Annotated in this window: 15 protein-coding genes; 8 read left to right on the top strand and 7 right to left on the bottom strand. The window is 73.6% G+C overall.

Annotated elements, in window-relative coordinates; translation table 11 throughout:
- Positions 1-195 precede the first annotated feature (195 nt).
- Positions 196-2694 (top strand): hypothetical protein, encoded by a 2499-nt coding sequence (locus G011_RS0106330; RefSeq protein ID WP_019607737.1) that lies wholly within the window; start codon positions 196-198, stop codon positions 2692-2694.
- 13 nt (positions 2695-2707) lie between these two features.
- Here the strand turns inward: G011_RS0106330 and G011_RS0106325 are convergent, their stop codons facing one another.
- The 4 genes from G011_RS0106325 to G011_RS0106310 all read right to left on the bottom strand — a co-directional run bounded on the left by G011_RS0106325 (position 2708) and on the right by G011_RS0106310 (position 6117).
- Positions 2708-3007, bottom strand: a complete 300-nt coding sequence (locus tag G011_RS0106325) for a DUF2516 family protein (protein WP_019607736.1) — start codon at positions 3005-3007, stop codon at positions 2708-2710.
- 160 nt (positions 3008-3167) lie between these two features.
- Positions 3168-4112, bottom strand: coding sequence for a M56 family metallopeptidase (locus G011_RS0106320; RefSeq protein WP_013155327.1), 945 nt, complete (start codon positions 4110-4112; stop codon positions 3168-3170).
- 5 nt (positions 4113-4117) lie between these two features.
- On the bottom strand, positions 4118-4480 hold the full coding sequence (locus tag G011_RS0106315) for a BlaI/MecI/CopY family transcriptional regulator (protein ID WP_013155328.1): 363 nt from the start codon (positions 4478-4480) through the stop codon (positions 4118-4120).
- A 329-nt stretch (positions 4481-4809) separates the two neighbouring features.
- Positions 4810-6117: a deoxyribodipyrimidine photo-lyase gene (locus tag G011_RS0106310; RefSeq protein WP_019607735.1), complete on the bottom strand. Its 1308-nt coding sequence runs from the start codon at positions 6115-6117 to the stop codon at positions 4810-4812.
- Between the two features lie 93 nt (positions 6118-6210).
- Here G011_RS0106310 and G011_RS0106305 point away from each other — a divergent pair, with 93 nt between their 5' ends.
- From G011_RS0106305 to G011_RS0106285, 5 genes are all read left to right on the top strand, one after another.
- Entirely contained in the window at positions 6211-7194 is a 984-nt protein-coding gene (locus G011_RS0106305) for a DUF523 and DUF1722 domain-containing protein (protein ID WP_013155330.1), read from the top strand.
- A 120-nt stretch (positions 7195-7314) separates the two neighbouring features.
- Complete coding sequence (locus G011_RS0106300; protein ID WP_019607734.1) at positions 7315-8301, top strand: esterase family protein; 987 nt, start codon at positions 7315-7317, stop codon at positions 8299-8301.
- Between the two features lie 118 nt (positions 8302-8419).
- On the top strand, positions 8420-9700 hold the full coding sequence (gene mshA / locus G011_RS0106295) for a D-inositol-3-phosphate glycosyltransferase (protein WP_369757189.1): 1281 nt from the start codon (positions 8420-8422) through the stop codon (positions 9698-9700).
- On the top strand, positions 9691-10236 hold the full coding sequence (locus G011_RS0106290) for a YbjN domain-containing protein (RefSeq protein WP_019607732.1): 546 nt from the start codon (positions 9691-9693) through the stop codon (positions 10234-10236). Before mshA ends, G011_RS0106290 begins: the two co-directional genes overlap by 10 nt.
- Before the next feature lie 80 nt (positions 10237-10316).
- Positions 10317-11063: a phosphoglyceromutase gene (locus G011_RS0106285; protein WP_013155334.1), complete on the top strand. Its 747-nt coding sequence runs from the start codon at positions 10317-10319 to the stop codon at positions 11061-11063.
- A 301-nt stretch (positions 11064-11364) separates the two neighbouring features.
- Here G011_RS0106285 and G011_RS0106280 read toward each other — a convergent pair whose 3' ends face one another.
- On the bottom strand, positions 11365-11727 hold the full coding sequence (locus G011_RS0106280) for a DsrE family protein (RefSeq protein WP_026338071.1): 363 nt from the start codon (positions 11725-11727) through the stop codon (positions 11365-11367).
- Positions 11728-11741: 14 nt separating this feature from the next.
- On the bottom strand, positions 11742-12515 hold the full coding sequence (locus G011_RS0106275) for a GIDE domain-containing protein (protein WP_026338070.1): 774 nt from the start codon (positions 12513-12515) through the stop codon (positions 11742-11744).
- Positions 12516-12724: 209 nt separating this feature from the next.
- Here G011_RS0106275 and G011_RS0106270 point away from each other — a divergent pair, with 209 nt between their 5' ends.
- Together G011_RS0106270 and G011_RS0106265 are read left to right on the top strand one after the other, a co-directional pair.
- Positions 12725-13261: an FABP family protein gene (locus G011_RS0106270; protein WP_019607729.1), complete on the top strand. Its 537-nt coding sequence runs from the start codon at positions 12725-12727 to the stop codon at positions 13259-13261.
- A 334-nt stretch (positions 13262-13595) separates the two neighbouring features.
- Positions 13596-14618, top strand: coding sequence for a folate-binding protein YgfZ (locus G011_RS0106265; RefSeq protein ID WP_026338069.1), 1023 nt, complete (start codon positions 13596-13598; stop codon positions 14616-14618).
- Here G011_RS0106265 and G011_RS0106260 read toward each other — a convergent pair.
- Positions 14615-15319 (bottom strand): DUF4352 domain-containing protein, encoded by a 705-nt coding sequence (locus G011_RS0106260; protein WP_081642931.1) that lies wholly within the window; start codon positions 15317-15319, stop codon positions 14615-14617. The two genes, G011_RS0106265 and G011_RS0106260, sit on opposite strands and share 4 nt — an antisense overlap.
- Positions 15320-15399: the final 80 nt, after the last annotated feature.

The following is a 15399-nucleotide window of genomic DNA, read 5'->3' as shown; positions in this document are numbered from 1 at the left end:
CACCGCGCCCCGTACGCGGCGTGTCCTCACGTGCGGGTCCTCCGCGCGCCCGTGCGCGGCGCCTCCCCGGGGTGCCGCCTCCCCCGGGCGGAGCCCCCGTGGCCTGAAGGGGCCGCGGGCGGAGTTCCCCCGGCGTTGTCCACAGGTTCGAAGTACCGCTGTCGCGCGGATACGGAGCGTGGCAGGATGCTTCGTATGTCGGACCTCGCCGAACCCCTCAGCCCGTACGAGCCCGAACCGACCTCCCCCGCTCCCCACTCCTCCGAGCCCTCCCCCGACGACGCCACTCCACCGCCCGTCCCGACCGGCCCCGGCTCCCCCGCGTGCGAGCGGGTCGAGCTGCGCGTACACGGCGTCAGCGGCGGCCAGGCCGAGGAACTGCTGGACGTCGAACCCGCCATGCGCGTGGGCGGCGACCGCCTGGCGGGGTTCTTCCGCTGGCGCCGCGAGTCCGACACCAAGACCCTTCCGGGCGTGCGCCGGGAGATCTTCGCCTGGGGCAACCTCACCTCCGGACGCTCCTCCCGGGCGTTCTGGCTGCTGCTGCTGCCGTTCATGCTCGTCAACGTGGCGTACTGGATGCGGCCCGGGCGGATGGACCGCGACCCCGCGGGGGCGCGGCTGCTGGCCAACAACGCCTACGGCGGGAGCGTGCGGCTGCTGGCTCTGTCCCTGACGGTGCTCATCACCCTGGCCGCGGCGGGGATCGGCATGGACCTGGTGGCCTGGCAGTGCGCCTCCGGCCAGGGCGAGGAGTGCGTGCGCGCCCGCCCCTGGCTGGCCTTCCTGGGCTCGCCCTCCTCAGTGCTGTCCGCGCCGGGCCCGGCCCTGCTGGTGGGCACGGTGCTGCCGGTGGCGCTGATCGTGGTGCTGTGGCTGCTGTCCCGGCGCACGGCCGCCGACTACGAGGTCGTGGAGAGCCCGATACCGCCCCGCCCCAGCGCCGCCGCCCCGCTGAGCCACAAGGGTTTCTGGCGCAACAGCGAGACCATGGCCCGGCTGCGCTCGGCGCACATCTCGGCGGCCCTGGGCACGGTGGCCGCCCTGCTGGTCGTACCGGCGCTGCGGCACGACCTGGGCCCGGCGACGGCGGGTCCGCCCGACGGGTCGGGGCCGTGGATCGTCGGCGCCCTCCTGGCCGCCCTGCTGGCGGCGGTGGTCACCCTGAGCACCCTGAGCGTGCTGGTCCCGGGCACCGACCCGCGCTGGAACGCCCGGGCCGACCGGATCTGCCGCCTGCTGCGCGACGCCACCCTGGTCCTGGGGCTGGCGGTGGCCGCGTACGCGCTCTGGCCCCGCCCGGAGTGGACGGCGTCGGGGCGGCTGCCCGGCAACGGGGCGATCCTCAACACGCTGTTCGCGGTCCAGGCGGCCCTGGTGCTGGTGATGCTGGCGGCGGCGCTGTTCCTGTTCGCCGCCGACCGCTCCCACGGCGGCGCGGCGATGCGCGGCCTCGCGGGCCCGGCCACGGCGGCCCTGGGCGCCCTGCTCGGCGGCGGCTTCTCGGCCGCGCTCGTCTACCAGGGGTCGCTGGCGCTGAGCGGCTGCGGCTCCCTGGCCACCCCCGAGGTGGACTGTCTGCCGCTGTCGGTACCGGCCGCCTACTCCTGGCTCCAGCTGGCGTTCGCGCTGGAGGCGGCCATCGCGCTGGTCGTGGTGGGGGTGCTCGCTCTGCTGCTGCGCCGCGACACCCGGTCGCACCTGGCGGGGGTCACCGAGGACTACGCGCGCAGCGTGCGCGACCGCCGCACCTGGGACATCGCCCACGCGCGGGCGATGGGCCGGATGACGGAGGTGCTGCCGTGGGTGCTGGCGGCCTTCCTGCTCCCGGTGGTGGCGCTGGGCGTGCTCGTGCTGTCCTCCACGCTCTCGGGGCACCTGGCGGCGGGGCCGGCCTCGGTGACGACGGCCGTGTCGGACGCGGCCGCCGTGCCCGGCGAGGTGCGGGGGTTCGCCCAGGGGACGGTGTCGGGGCTGATCGGCGTCGGTTCCCTGCTGGGCGGCGCCGCCCTGGTGGCGCTGGCGTGGATCGGACGCAGCGCCTACCGCGACCGGCCCACGCGGCAGGCGGTCGGCTCGGTGTGGGACGTGGGCACGTTCTGGCCCCGGGCGGCCCACCCGCTGGCGCCGCCCTCCTACGCGGAGAGGGCCGTGCCCCAGCTGTGCGCCCGGGTGGCCCTGCTGTGCCGGGAGGGCACGGACGTGGTGCTGTCGGGACACTCGCAGGGCTCGGTGCTGGCGGCGGCCACGGTCTGGCAGCTGCCCACCGACTGCCTGGGCCGGATCGCGCTCATCACGCACGGCTCACCGCTGGACCGCCTGTACGCCCGCTACTTCCCGGCCTACTTCGGGCCGGAACCGTTCGCGGACCTGCGGGAGCGGGTGACGGACTGGCGCAACCTGTGGCGGGTCACCGACGCGATCGCCGGGCCGGTCCGGACGCTCGACTCCTCCGGCGGATCCCGGAGCACGCGCGTGGTGGAGCGGGCCGAGCCCCTGCCGGACCCGCGCTCCTACGACGCCCTGCCCGGCGAGGCCAGACGCCCGGAGATCCTGGGCCACTCCTACTACACGGGCGACCCCGCCTACTCCGCGGAGCTGCGGCGGGTGCTGGACGGCATGGAGGCGCAGGCACGGCGTGAGGCCTCCTCCGGGACCACGGGGCACGAGGCCCCGGCCGGGAGCACGGGATGAGACCTGGGGAGGCCTACCAGGGGCCGTAGGGGCCGTTGTTGCTGTTGCCGCCCACGCCCTTGACCGCCGGACGCACGTCCAGCAGGAAGACGAGGGTGGCGACCAGACCGAGGATGACGAACATCCCGCGGCCGGAGAACACGGCCAGCAGCGAGAGCGCCGTGGCGACACCGGTGAGGATGACCCACAGCTTCTTGGTCTGCTTGTCCATCAGTTCGAAGGCCGCGGCCGGCGTGCGGACCGCCTCGATCAGCGCGTACAGACTCGCAACGAAGGTGACCAGGTAGATGGCCTGCCAGATCAGTCCGAACAAAACGCACACTCCCGACGACGTTCCGAGCGGGGAGTCCGCCCGCTCTCCACCGTAAACGGATGGGACGCGTTGATCGTGCCCGCGGAGGCGGGTGTCACGCACGCGCCGGGATCGCGGTCGGCGGCGGGCCGCGCGCGGGCGCGACCGGCGGCCGGGAAGGTCACAGCGGGATGTGCCAGAGGCAGGTGACCGCGGCCAGTAGGAAGGCGGAACCGCCCATGATGAAGGCGCCCGCGTGGTAGGGCAGTTCGTTGTCGGGGTGCAGGAGGCGGTTGACCCGCCGCATCACCCCGGGTTCGGCGTCGGGCACGGCCGCCATCGCCCCGGCGGGCACCGGGGCCGGCCCGGCGGCGCCGAAGCGCAGCAGCGCCATGGCCAGCTCGCGTGAGGAGCTCTTGCGCCGGGCCTGGTCGTCGGCGCACATCTCGATGAGCAGCGCCACGCTCTCGTAGTAGGTGCGGACCAGGCGGAACCGCGGGAAGGCGCGCTTGAGCGAGGAGAAGGGCAGCAGCACGAGGTCGTGGCGCTGACGCAGGTGGGCGTGCTCGTGGGCCAGGACGGCGGCCAGCTCGCGGTTGTCCAGGACCGCCAGGGCCCCGGCGCTGATGACAACCTGCGAGCGCAGCACGCCCGGAAGGCAGTACGCGGCGGCGGCCGGGTGGTCGAGCACGCGGGCGCCGGGCACGTCGGGGTGCTCGCTGGCGATGAGTTCGAGGAGGTCGTGGTGGCGTCGGCGGACGCGGACCACGTGCAGGAAGGAGGAGACCAGGCCGTAGAAGAGCACCAGGGTCAGCACGACGGCCAGGACCACGGCCACGATGTGGCTGACGCCCTCAAGTCCCTGGGAGAGTTCGGCGAGCAGCAGCTCACCGGTCACGATGTCCGTGGCCAGGGCCATGGAGCCCCCGGCCGCGCCGAGCTGGTAGGAGGAGAGCCCGAAGGCCAGCAGCGCGCCGATGGTGGACACGCCCCAGGCGAGCCCGAGTGCCTGCCAGGTGATCACGGCCGTGTAGGGCCCCCGCGAGGGCCACTTGGCCCGGTGGAGGCCTTCCATCGCGATGAGACAGCAGACCGCGACGAGGGTGAGAAGTGCGGCACTGACCATACGGACTAGTTCCTTGGCTGCTCGGTTTCCGCGAGTGCGCGCCGGAGCGCTTCAGCCTGCTCGCCGTCCATGGACTGGACGAAGGCGGCCAGGGCGGCGTCGCGGTCCCCGGTCTGTCCGAGAGCGTCGAACATCAACTCGGAGACGTATGCCTCACGGCTGGCTGCCGGGCGGTAGCGCCACGCGCGACCCTCACGTGCCCGGGTGACGACCTTCTTCTTGGCGAGCCTGTCGAGCACGGTCATGACGGTCGTGTGCGCCAGGTCGCGCTCGGCCAGAGCCTTGCCGACCTCACGGACCGTCATTGGTTCGTTCCGTGACCACAGTACATCCATCACCGCGCGCTCAAGTTCGCCAAGCCGATTCATACCCGTGATTCTACTTGGGGTCGTACTACCCGTTGTCGTACCCCCAGGTTAAATCCTCGTCGCCTACGGGACAAGGGATACCGGCCCCGGAACGGGGTGGGATCGGCCTCCCCCGCACCCGGCCCGAGGCCCCCTGGGCGACGGCCCCGGAGGGTGCTCCCCGAGACCGGAGCGGCCTTGGTCACGCCCCGCGCACCCGCCCGAACCGGGACCGGGCACCGCCCGCCGAACGGGGCGGAGGTGACGGTCACGCACCGCGCGCGCCCGGGTTCCGGCGGACCGGCGGCCGATCCGGCGGGACACGTGTCCGCGCCGGGTCCGGCGGCGGGTCAGCCCCAGTGGCCGGGGTCGGCGATCGGCGCCGGGTAGCCGGGCGGCGGGTGCTCCTCCCGCCAGGGCGTGTGCGCGCGCCGGCCCGGGAGCTCGGCCAGTTCGGGCAGGTAGCGGCGGACGTACACGCCTTCGGGGTCGAACCTGCGGGCCTGGCGCAGCGGGTTGAACGCCCTGTTGGGCCGGGTGTCGTTGCCCGTGCCCGCGACCCACTGCCAGTTGCCGTAGTTGTTGGCCACGTCCCCGTCCACGAGGTGCGCGTGGAAGTGGTCGGCGCCCTCGCGCCAGTGCACGCGCAGGGTCCGGGTGAGGAACGCCGCGGTGATCATGCGCGCCCGGTTGTGCACGAACCCCTCGCGCAGCAGCTGGCGCATTCCTGCGTCCACGACCGGAACGCCGGTCCGTCCCCGCTTCCAGGCGTCGAGGGCGTCGGGGTCCTCCCGCCACTTCCTGTCCCGGGGCCGGTAGTCGCGGACGTTCACCGCCGGGAAGGCAGCGGTGACCTGGTGGTGGAAGTCGCGCCAGGCGAGCTGGCGGACGAACGCCTCTCCCCCGGCCAGGGGTGAGGCGGCCAGGGCGGCCTCCAGCGGTGACAGGCAGCCCAGGCGCAGGTCGGCGGACAGGTGAGAGGTGGCCGCGCCCGGCAGGTCGTCGTGCCGGTCGGGGTAGGCCGCCAGCCCGGACGACAGCCAGGCGTCCAGGCGCTCGCGGGCCGCGCGCTCCCCTCCCCGCGGCAGGCCCTCGGCGAGCGCGCCCAGACCGCCCGTCCCGCGTCCGGGCAGCTCGCCGGGCCGGACCCCCTCGGGCAGGACCACACGGTCCGGCGGCGCGACCGGATCGCGCCACGCGGCGGCCTCCCAGGCCTTCCAGTAGGGCGTGAACACCTTGTAGTGGTCGCCGCCCGCCGGGGTGACCTCCCCCGGCGGGACCACAGTGAGCCCCGGGAAGGCCCGCACGGTCAGGCCGGTCGCGCGCAGGCGTCGCGCGCGCCGCGCGGCGAGGGAGCTGACGCCGTCGGTGACGTGGACGGTGTCGGCCCCGCTGGTCCGGGCCAGGGCGGCGACCTCACGGACGGTGTCGCCCCGCAGGAGGACCAGGTCGGCGCCGCGCTCGCGCAGTGCGGCCCTCAGGTCGGCGAGGGCGTCGGCGAGCAGGGCGGCTCGGTTGCGGGCGGACCGGCCGGCCACCGCGGGGTCCAGCACGAAGACCGGCAGGGTCGGGCCGGGGCGCTCGACCGCGGCGGCCAGGGCGGAGTGGTCGTGGACGCGGAGGTCCTGTGTGAACAGGACGATGGTGGCGGACGCCAACCGGCACTCCTTCACTGGACGTGTTCGCGTGGACACTCTAGATCCTTCGGGGAAAAGCCGGTGCTCAGGGCGCTGACCGGGTAGGAGGGTCGCATGACCACACGGCTTCCTCCGCTGCCCGACACGCCGGTCCGCCCCAGGGTCGGGGTGTCCAGCTGCCTGCTCGGCGCTCCGGTCCGCTACAACGGCGGGCACTCACGTTCGCGTTTCCTCACCGACGAGCTCGACCGGCACGTGGACTGGCTGCCGGTCTGCCCGGAGGCGGAGATCGGCCTGGGCGTCCCGCGCCCCACCCTGCGCCTGCAGCGCCGGGAGGGGCTGGACCGGGTGGTCTCCAGCGCGGACGGCGCCGACCGCACCGAGGAGCTGGCCGAGGTCGCCGACCACCACCTGGCCCAGCTGCGCCACCTGGACGGGTACGTGCTCAAGAACAAGTCGCCCAGTTGCGGCCTGTTCGCCCTGCCCGTGTTCGACCAGGGCGGCGGCCGGGTGGACGGCAGGGGCCGTGGCGCCTTCGCCCAGCGGCTCACCGAGCTGCTGCCCTCCCTTCCGGTGGAGGAACAGGGCCGCCTGATGGACCCCGTGCTGCGCGAGCTGTTCGCCCAGCGCGTCTTCGCGCACGCGCGGCTGCGCCACCTGTGGGAGTCCGACTGGCGTCCGCGCGACCTGGTGGCGTTCCACAGCCGCCAGAAGCTCCAGCTGATGTCGCACTCCCCGGAGGGCTACCGGGAGACGGGAAGGATCGTGGCCCGCGCGGGCGCCGACGACCCCGAGGAGGTCCGGGCGGCCTACACCGACGCCTTCCACCGGGCGATGGCCGTGCGGCCGAGCCGGGGCAAGCACGTCAACGCCCTCCAGCACGCCTTCGGAATGCTGAGCGCTCTGCTGGACGACGCCCGCAGGCACGACCTGTTGGGAGCGATCGAGGACTACCGGCGGGAGCAGGTGCCGCTGAGCGTCCCGGTGGCGCTGCTGCGCCACCACTGCGCGGCGGAGGACGTCGAGTGGGCCCGCGACCAGACCTACCTGCGCCCGTACCCGGACGACCTCCGGCTGCGGCACGCCGTCACGGTCTGATCACGGGGAGAGGGGCGATTTCCCCCCGAGTTGTGCCCGAAGACACATGACCGGTTACACTCAGTGATATTCCTCCGGTCCCCCGACAGGGTGCCGCTGACCCGACCCTGAGGTTTCGGTGTGTTCGCGTCCTTCTTCCGGCGGGTCTTCGTGCTCGTCTCCTCCTGCGTGGTCGCCACGGCAGCCGCCACGCTGGCCACGGTCCCGCCCGAGGAACTGACGGAGCGGCTCGAACCCGACCCGGGCCCCGAGCCCCGACTGGCCCACAGCAGGACGCCGCTCTCCCCGATCCAGGGGCCCTCCGCGCCCCTGCCGCGCCCCGGGCAGGTCTCGGCCTGCGCCGCACCCGGCAGGGACGAGGTCGTCACCCTGCCCGACGCAGGCGCCCCCGAGGGCGGCCGCCCTCTGTGGATCCGGCGCCCCTCGGGCCCCGACAGCGCGGACCTGCCCGTGCTCTACCTGCTGCACGGGTCGGCCTCCACCCACGAGACGCTCATGGACGAGGACGTCGGCGCGCTCCTGGACCGGCAGATGTGCCGTTCGGGGGTCGAGTTCGTCATCGCCGCCCCCTACGGCCAGGAGAGCGGGGGAGCCACCACCGAGTGGGGCGACGCCGCCGACGGGGGGTTCGCGCTGGAGAGCTTCGTCACCGGCGCGGCCGTGGAGGCCGTCGAGGGCGAGCACACGCGCCCCCGTGCGCTGCGCGCCGTCGGCGGGTTCTCCATGGGCGGGTACGGGGCGGCGGCGCTGGCGCTGCGCCACCCCGACCTCTACACCCAGGTGGTGTCCTGGGCCGGGTACTTCCGGGTGGACGACCCGTACGGCGTCTTCGGCGGCGACACCGGGCCGCACTCCCCCGACCGGCTGCTCGGTTCGCAGGAGGTGCGCGACCTCAGGTTCATGCTGGTGGAGGGCACCGAGGACCACACACCGCTCCAACGGGGCAGCATCCACGGGGAGGCCGAGCGCTTCGCCGGCCTGCTCACCGAACGCGGTATGACGGTCGCCACGCTCCACCCGCACGGGGGCCACGACTTCACGACCTGGAAGCGCTCCTTCCCCGACGCCGTGGACTTCCTGGTCTCGGGCTGGAGTTCCGCACCGTAGGTCACGCGGTGTGCGCACCCGGCCCCCTCGGACGGACCGGCGGGGAACAGTGTGTACCTTCGTCGCTGTTGACGACAGCGGCTGCGCACACGACCTGAAGGGACCCCCGGTGTCTGGAATCGTTGAGCAGACGGCGGTCCCGTCCCGGGTGGCTACCGTCAGTCTGCACACCTCCCCGCTCGACCAGCCCGGCACCGGCGACGCCGGAGGCATGAACGTGTACGTGGTCGAGGTGGCCCGGCGCATGGCCGAACGCGGCGTGGCCGTGGACGTGTTCACCCGCGCGACCCGGGCCGACCTTCCGCCGGTGGTGGAGCTGGCCCCGGGCGTGAACGTGCGGCACGTGCCCGCCGGGCCCTACGGCCGTCTGGACAAGAACACCCTCGCCGAGCACCTGTGTCCGTTCATCTTCGGAATGCTGCGGGCCGAGGCGCAGAACGAACCCGACCACTACGACCTCGTGCACGGGCACTACTGGCTGTCCGGCCAGGCCGGTGTGGTGGCCGCCCGCCGCTGGGGCGTGCCCCTGGTGCAGTCCATGCACACCATGGCCCGGGTGAAGAACGCCTCCCTGGCCGACGGCGACGAGCCCGAACCCGAGGCCCGGTTGCGCGGGGAGGACCAGCTGGTCCGCCAGGCCGACCGGCTCATCGCCAACACCGACGACGAGGCCCGCCAGCTCCGGGAGCACTACGGCGCCCGCGACGGCCAGATCAGCGTCATCCCCCCGGGTGTGGACCTGGAGGTGTTCAGCCCCGGTTCGCGCCGGGACGCGCTGGCGCGGATCGGGCTGCCCGCGGGCACCGAACTCCTGCTGTTCGTGGGGCGCGTGCAGCGGTTGAAGGCCCCCGACGTGCTCATCCGGGCCGCCGCCGCGCTGCTGGAGCGCGACCCCTCACTGCGTTCGCGCCTGGTGGTGGGCGTGGTCGGCGGCCTGTCGGGCGGCGGGATGCGCGAGCCCGGTCTGCTCACCGACCTGGCCCGCTCCCTGGGCGTGGCGGACGTGGTGCGGATCGAGCCGCCGCAGTCCCGCGAGCGGCTGGCCGAGTACTACCGCGCGGCCGCGGTGACCGTGGTGCCGTCCTACTCCGAGTCGTTCGGCCTGGTGGCGGTGGAGTCCCAGGCGTGCGGCACCCCGGTCCTGGCCGCGCGCGTGGGCGGCCTGACCACGGCCGTGGCCGACGGGGTGTCCGGTGTCCTGGTACGGGGGCACAACCCGGACGACTACGCGGCCGAACTGCACCGGATGATCGCCGAACCGGCGTGGCGTGCCAAGCTGGCGATGGCGGCACCCGCGCACGCCGCCACCCTGGGCTGGTCGCGGACCGTCGACGAACTGCTGGACGTGTACCGGGCGAGCACCGCCCCCCGGGCGCTGCCCCTGGCGGCGTGCCGGTGACCGAGGAGGAGGCGAAGTACCAGGTGGACAGGGACGCTGCCCGCGACGCCGCGGCCAAGGCGGTCTCCTCGGCCGTGGCGGAGGCCGAACTGGAGGTGGAGCGACCCCGCGAGGGGTCGTTCCTGGTCACCCTGCCGGGGAAGGCCAAGCTCAAGACCCTGGTGTGGCTGGAGGTGGGGCCGCACAGCCTCACCCTGACGTCGTTCTTCTGCCGTCAGCCCGACGAGAACCACGCCGACTTCTACCTGTGGCTGATGCGCCGCAGCGCCGACATGTACGGGATGGCCTTCGTCGCGGACGAGGTCGGCGACGTCTACATCCGCGGCCGTCTGCCGCTGGAGGGCGTCACCCCCGACGAGGTCGACCGGCTGCTGGGGTGCGTGCTCACCTACTCGGACGAGAACTTCAACGGCGCGCTGGAGCGCGGGTTCGCGTCGGCCATCCGCAAGGAGTGGCGCTGGCGTGCCGAGCGCGGCCACGACATGCGCAATCTGCGGGCGTTCGCGCACCTGGTCGAGTCCCGGGACGAGGGGTAGGGCGGCCCGGTCGCGGCCGCTCCCCCGCAAGGGGCGGGCGGACGCCCGAGCGCGGTGCCCGGGTGGCTAGGCTTGCCCCCATGGGAACTCTGGTACTGCTGCGACACGGTGAGAGCGTCTGGAACGCGAAGGGCCTGTTCACCGGCTGGGTGGACGTGGACCTGTCCGCGACGGGCGAGGAGGAGGCCCGCAGGGGCGGCGAGCTGCTCAAGGAGGCCGGCGTACGGCCGGACGTGGTCTACACCTCCCTGCTCAAGCGCGCGATCCGCACCGCGAACCTCGCCCTGGAGACCGCCGACCTGCACTGGCTGCCGGTCGAGCGCACCTGGCGCCTCAACGAGCGCCACTACGGCGCCCTGCAGGGCAAGGACAAGGCGCAGACGCGCGAGGAGTACGGCGAAGAGCAGTTCATGATCTGGCGCCGCTCCTACGACACCCCGCCGCCGCCCATCGCGGACGACGACACCTACTCGCAGGCCGGTGACGCCCGCTACGGCGAGCTGCCGCCGGAGCTGCTGCCGCGCACCGAGTGCCTCAAGGACGTGCTGGACCGCGCCCTGCCGTACTGGTACGACTCGATCGTGCCGGACCTGGCCGCGGGCAAGACCGTGCTGGTCGCCGCGCACGGCAACTCGCTGCGTGCGCTGGTCAAGCACCTGGACGGCGTCAGCGACGCCGACATCGCCGGGCTGAACATCCCGACGGGCATCCCGCTGCGCTACGACCTGGACGACCAGTTCAAGCCGACCAACCCCGGCGGCACCTACCTCGACCCGGAGGCGGCCAAGTCCGCCATCGAGGCCGTCGCCAACCAGGGCAAGAAGTAACGCCCGCCCGATCCCGTCGCCGTGCCCGCGCCGCCTCCGGTGGTGCGGGCACTGTGCTGTCGGGGGCCGGGCGGGACGTGGACCGCGTGGGGCGCCGTCGGGAGTCGCGCGGGGTGTGGGCGAGTGCCGCGTGGGGAGCGGACGAGGGCCGGGCGGAGCGCCTCCGGAGGCCGCGTGGGGCGCGGGCCGCGTGAGGGCATGGCGGTGCGGGCGGAGGCGCGGCCTCCCCCTTTACCACGCTAGGTCTCGGAGGAGGGGCCGAGCCAGAGCCGTTCGCGGCCTGTGGACAACGCTCCCCGCCTCAGTAGACGAGGGCCTGCGCGCCGTCCTGGACGGCCTCCTCGACGAAGGACGGCGCCCCGGCGATGCGCACGCCCCGGATCAGGTCGTCCCCGGTCAGGTCGCGTCGGGCGGCGCACTGGGTGCACACCGTCACCCGGCCCGCGGCGAGCACCGCGTCGAGCAGGTCCTTGAGGGGGGCCGCGTGCGGGAGGGAGAACCGCTCGGCGCGGCCGGGGACCGCGAACCACGCCGACTCACCGGTCAGCCAGAGGGAGACCCCGACGCCGCTGGCCAGGGCGGCGGCGGCCACCGTGAACGCCTGGTTGCACCGCTCGGGGTCGTCCTCCCCGGCGGTGACCTTGATCACCAAGGAACGAGACATGTCCGTCAGCCTACTCAGAGCGCCGCGGCGGTCAGCACGGCGCCCGCGATCGAGCAGACCGCGAGGGCGATGGTGAGCGCGAGGGCCTCGGTGCGGCGCGGGGAGACCCGCACCGGCTGGTCTTCCACACCGTGCTCGATGCTGAGCGTCCCGTCCTCGGGGGCGGCCAGGACCACGCGGCCCTCGCGCACCTGGACCCGGCCCGTGACACGGATGCGGGCGCCCGGCCGGATCACCCACTCGCGGTACTCGAACTCGATGGTCTCGCCCCGGAAGACGCCCGAGATGCGGCCGCGCACGCGGGGCAGCAGGTCGTCCGCGGGTGAGGCCACACCCGGCTGCGGACGCCCCACCACGCGCTTGAGGCACAGCTCGGCGCCGCGCGGCTCGGCGCCGCCCGGGTCGACGAAGACCCGGTCGCCGTCGCCGGGGCGGCCCTCGGCGACGATGCCGAACAGGTCCTCGGAACCGTAGTCGGCGATGGAATCGCAGGCCCGTTCGCGGACCGCGCCCTCGGACGGGTCGCGGTTGAGCGGCCAGTAGTGGCGCAGCACCTCGTGGCCGTGCCAGACGCACTCGGCACCGGCCAGGCCGGAGGAGATGGGACCGTCGGGACCGGGAGCGGCGACACCGGTGAGCGTGACGCGCTGCCCCTCCCTGGCCGCCAGCACGCCCGGGCGCAGCTGGGCCAGTCCCCGCTGACGCAGCCAGCGCCGCAGGGCGATCAGGGTCAGGGGGAGGAGGACCACCGCGGCCACGAGCAGCGCCGAACCGATCACCAGTAACACAGGCCGCCCCTTTGGAGAACACGTCGGAGGTCTAGGCGCGGTCGGCAGAACACGCCCCGTGGCCGCACCGCGCTGCTGACAATCTTTACCAGTTCTCCGGGAAAGCGGGGCCAATTGGGCATGTCCAGACCGGGGCCGGGGAGTGGCGGAGGCCACGGTGCGCCGTCGGCGGTCACCGCCGCCTCCAGCCGCCGCTACGCTCTGGGGATATGGACGCTGAGGTACACCCCGATCTGGCGAAACTGTCCTTCCTGCTCGGCCGTTGGGAGGGCGTGGGCGTCGCCGGTTACGCCGACGTGGAGGAGTTCCAGTTCGGCCAGGAGATCGAGTTCGCGCACAACGCGGGCCTGCCCTACCTGACCTTCACGAGCCGGGCCTGGCGGATGAACCCGGAGGGCACCCGCGGTGAGCTGGTCACCGAGGAGTCGGGCTACTGGCGGGTGCGGCCCGAGACCAGCGCGGAGCCCAAGGAGGGTGAGCCCGTCGTGCACCTGGAGGTGCTGATCGCGCACCCCGAGGGCTTCAACGAGGTGTACCTGGGCAACGTGTTCGCGAACCGGGTGGAGATGTCCACCGACGCGGTGGTGCACACCGAGACCGGGATCGACGCGACCGCCTCGCACCGGCTGTACGGCCTGTTCGGCGACAACCGGGAGACGCTGGGGTACGCCTGGGACCTGGCGGCGCGCGGCCACGGCCTGCGCTCGTACATGTCGGCGCAGCTCAAGAGGGTCGGCTCGAAGTAGTCGGGGCCGAGTGGCCGGGGCCGGTCCGGGCACGGGCAGACCCCGGGCTGCTCCCGCCGCTGGGGCGGGGCCGGTCGGACGAGTTCCGGCGGCCCGGGGTCCGGGTGTCCGTCTGGGATTCGCTGCGAACGACGTCGCGCGAACGCGAGCGTCGTCCTAGCGGACGGCCACCTCGCCAGTCCTAAGATCAACCATCTCTTGGACCACCTCCTTTCTTGCGTGCCTCCGACACTACGTCCCGCTCCGGAGGCGGGGCAAATGTTTTTTCTGTGCGCGAAACCGCAGGTGGGGACGGCGTTTCCGCTCCCTTGGCAGGCCGACTAGTCTCGCTGGTATGACTTCGCCGCTGCTGAGCACACCGGGCGCCGTGAGCGCCGAGTCCCCCGACACCGGAGTCGCCGCGCACTACGGCGACCCCGCGCACGAGGGACGCGCCGCCGAACGTTCGAGCGCGTGGGTCGACCGGAGCAACCGGGGTGTGGTGCGGGTGACCGGCCCCGACCGCCTGGGCTGGCTCAACGACCTCACCAGCCAGCTGACCCGGGGCCTGGCCCCGGGCACCGCCACCGAGGCGCTGGTCCTGGACACCAAGGGACACCTGCGGCACCACCTGTCGCTGGTGGACGACGGCGAGGCCACCTGGATCCACACCGAGCCGGGGGGCGGCCCGGAGCTGGCGGGGTTCCTCGACTCGATGCGGTTCATGCTGCGTGTCGAGGTGGAGGACCTGAGCGGTTCCCACGCGGTGCTGAGCGTGCTCGGTCCGGACCGCGCCAAGGCCGTGGAGGCCGCGTCGCTCGGTGACGTGACCGCGCGCGCGGCCGAGGGCGAGACCGACCTGTTCGTGCCCGCCGAACGGCTCGTCGGGACCGCGGAGGCGCTCACGGCGGCCGGGGCGCGCCCGGCGGGCATGTGGGCCTACGAGGCGAACCGGATCGCGGAGCACCGGGTGCGCGCGGGTCTGGACACCGACGACCGCACCATCCCGCACGAGGTGGACTGGGTGGGCCGCGCGGTGCACCTGGAGAAGGGCTGCTACCCGGGCCAGGAGACGGTGGCGCGGGTGCACAACCTGGGCCGTCCGCCGCGCCGCCTGGTCATGCTGCACCTGGACGGCACCGCCGAGCGCCTGCCGCAGGTGGGGGCCGCCATCGAGCTGGACGGGCGCTCCGTGGGCCGGGTGGGCACGTCGGCCCGCCACCACGAGCTGGGGCCGATCGCCCTGGGCGTGGTCAAGCGCTCGGCCCCCACCGACGCCGACCTGGTGGTGGACGGCATCGCCGCCGGTCAGGAGGTCGTGGTGGACCCGGACACGGGCGCCAACGCCAAGATCGAGCTGCGCCGCCGTCCGCGTTAATTCGGTTCGAGGAGGCTACGTCCGCCGATGTGGACCTCGGCGAACTCGGTCCCGGTCGGCGCCAGGAACAGGATGTGGGTGGTGACGCTCTCCCCGGGGTTGATCTCGTCCCAGAAGTAGTCCCACGCCACGACGATCTCGGCGTCGACGTCGTTGGCGTACTCCAGGCCCTCGGTGGTCACGCCGATGGTCCCGTAGGTGTCGAAGACCGCGGGCTCGGAGCCCTGGTTGGTGACGTCGAGCCGGTAGACGTGGTACTCGGAGTCCGGGGGCGCGACGGCGGAGGCCCCCATCCCGTCGGTGACGGTGGTGTCGGTGTAGGCCGTCTCCACCTCCACCAGGAAGGTGTCGAAGACGGCGGAGGCCCCGGTGTAGGACTCCGGCGGCACCGGCTGCGGATCGGACTCCGCCCCGCCCCCGGGCGGCTCCTCCTGCTCGGGTCCCGGGTCCGGCGGGGCCGGGTCCGGCACGGAGGGACCCGGCGCTGAGGGATCCGGTGTGGCGGGCTCCTGGGCGGTACCGGGCTCCGGCTCCGACTGTTCCAGGACCAGCCGGGCCTCGGGGAGCGGGGCGCGCTCCAGCGAGACCACGGTGGCCACGCACCCGGCTCCGGCCAGGAGGACGGCGACGGGTGCGGCCAGGGCCCGTACGACGGAGCCGGGCCCTCTGGACGGTGGTGGGTGACGGCCTCTACTGCTCATGCTGGTGTGACGCACGGCACCCGTGGTTCATTCCGCCCCGAGGCGCCTTCTCCCTGGTCAGCCGCCAGGCAGCCCTGCCC

Origin of the sequence: Nocardiopsis sp. CNS-639 (assembly GCF_000381685.1) — a bacterium.
Taxonomy (GTDB): domain Bacteria; phylum Actinomycetota; class Actinomycetes; order Streptosporangiales; family Streptosporangiaceae; genus Nocardiopsis; species Nocardiopsis dassonvillei.
This window is presented reverse-complemented; position numbering and strand designations above follow the sequence as displayed.

Coding starts and splice junctions, on each gene's coding strand:
- G011_RS0106330 (WP_019607737.1), top strand. CDS start 196: ATGTCGGACCTCGCCGAACCCCTCAGCCCGTACGAGCCCGAACCGACC.
- G011_RS0106320 (WP_013155327.1), bottom strand. CDS start 4,112: ATGGTCAGTGCCGCACTTCTCACCCTCGTCGCGGTCTGCTGTCTCATC.
- G011_RS0106315 (WP_013155328.1), bottom strand. CDS start 4,480: ATGAATCGGCTTGGCGAACTTGAGCGCGCGGTGATGGATGTACTGTGG.
- G011_RS0106305 (WP_013155330.1), top strand. CDS start 6,211: ATGACCACACGGCTTCCTCCGCTGCCCGACACGCCGGTCCGCCCCAGG.
- G011_RS0106285 (WP_013155334.1), top strand. CDS start 10,317: ATGGGAACTCTGGTACTGCTGCGACACGGTGAGAGCGTCTGGAACGCG.
- G011_RS0106280 (WP_026338071.1), bottom strand. CDS start 11,727: ATGTCTCGTTCCTTGGTGATCAAGGTCACCGCCGGGGAGGACGACCCC.
- G011_RS0106270 (WP_019607729.1), top strand. CDS start 12,725: ATGGACGCTGAGGTACACCCCGATCTGGCGAAACTGTCCTTCCTGCTC.
- G011_RS0106265 (WP_026338069.1), top strand. CDS start 13,596: ATGACTTCGCCGCTGCTGAGCACACCGGGCGCCGTGAGCGCCGAGTCC.
- G011_RS0106260 (WP_081642931.1), bottom strand. CDS start 15,319: ATGAGCAGTAGAGGCCGTCACCCACCACCGTCCAGAGGGCCCGGCTCC.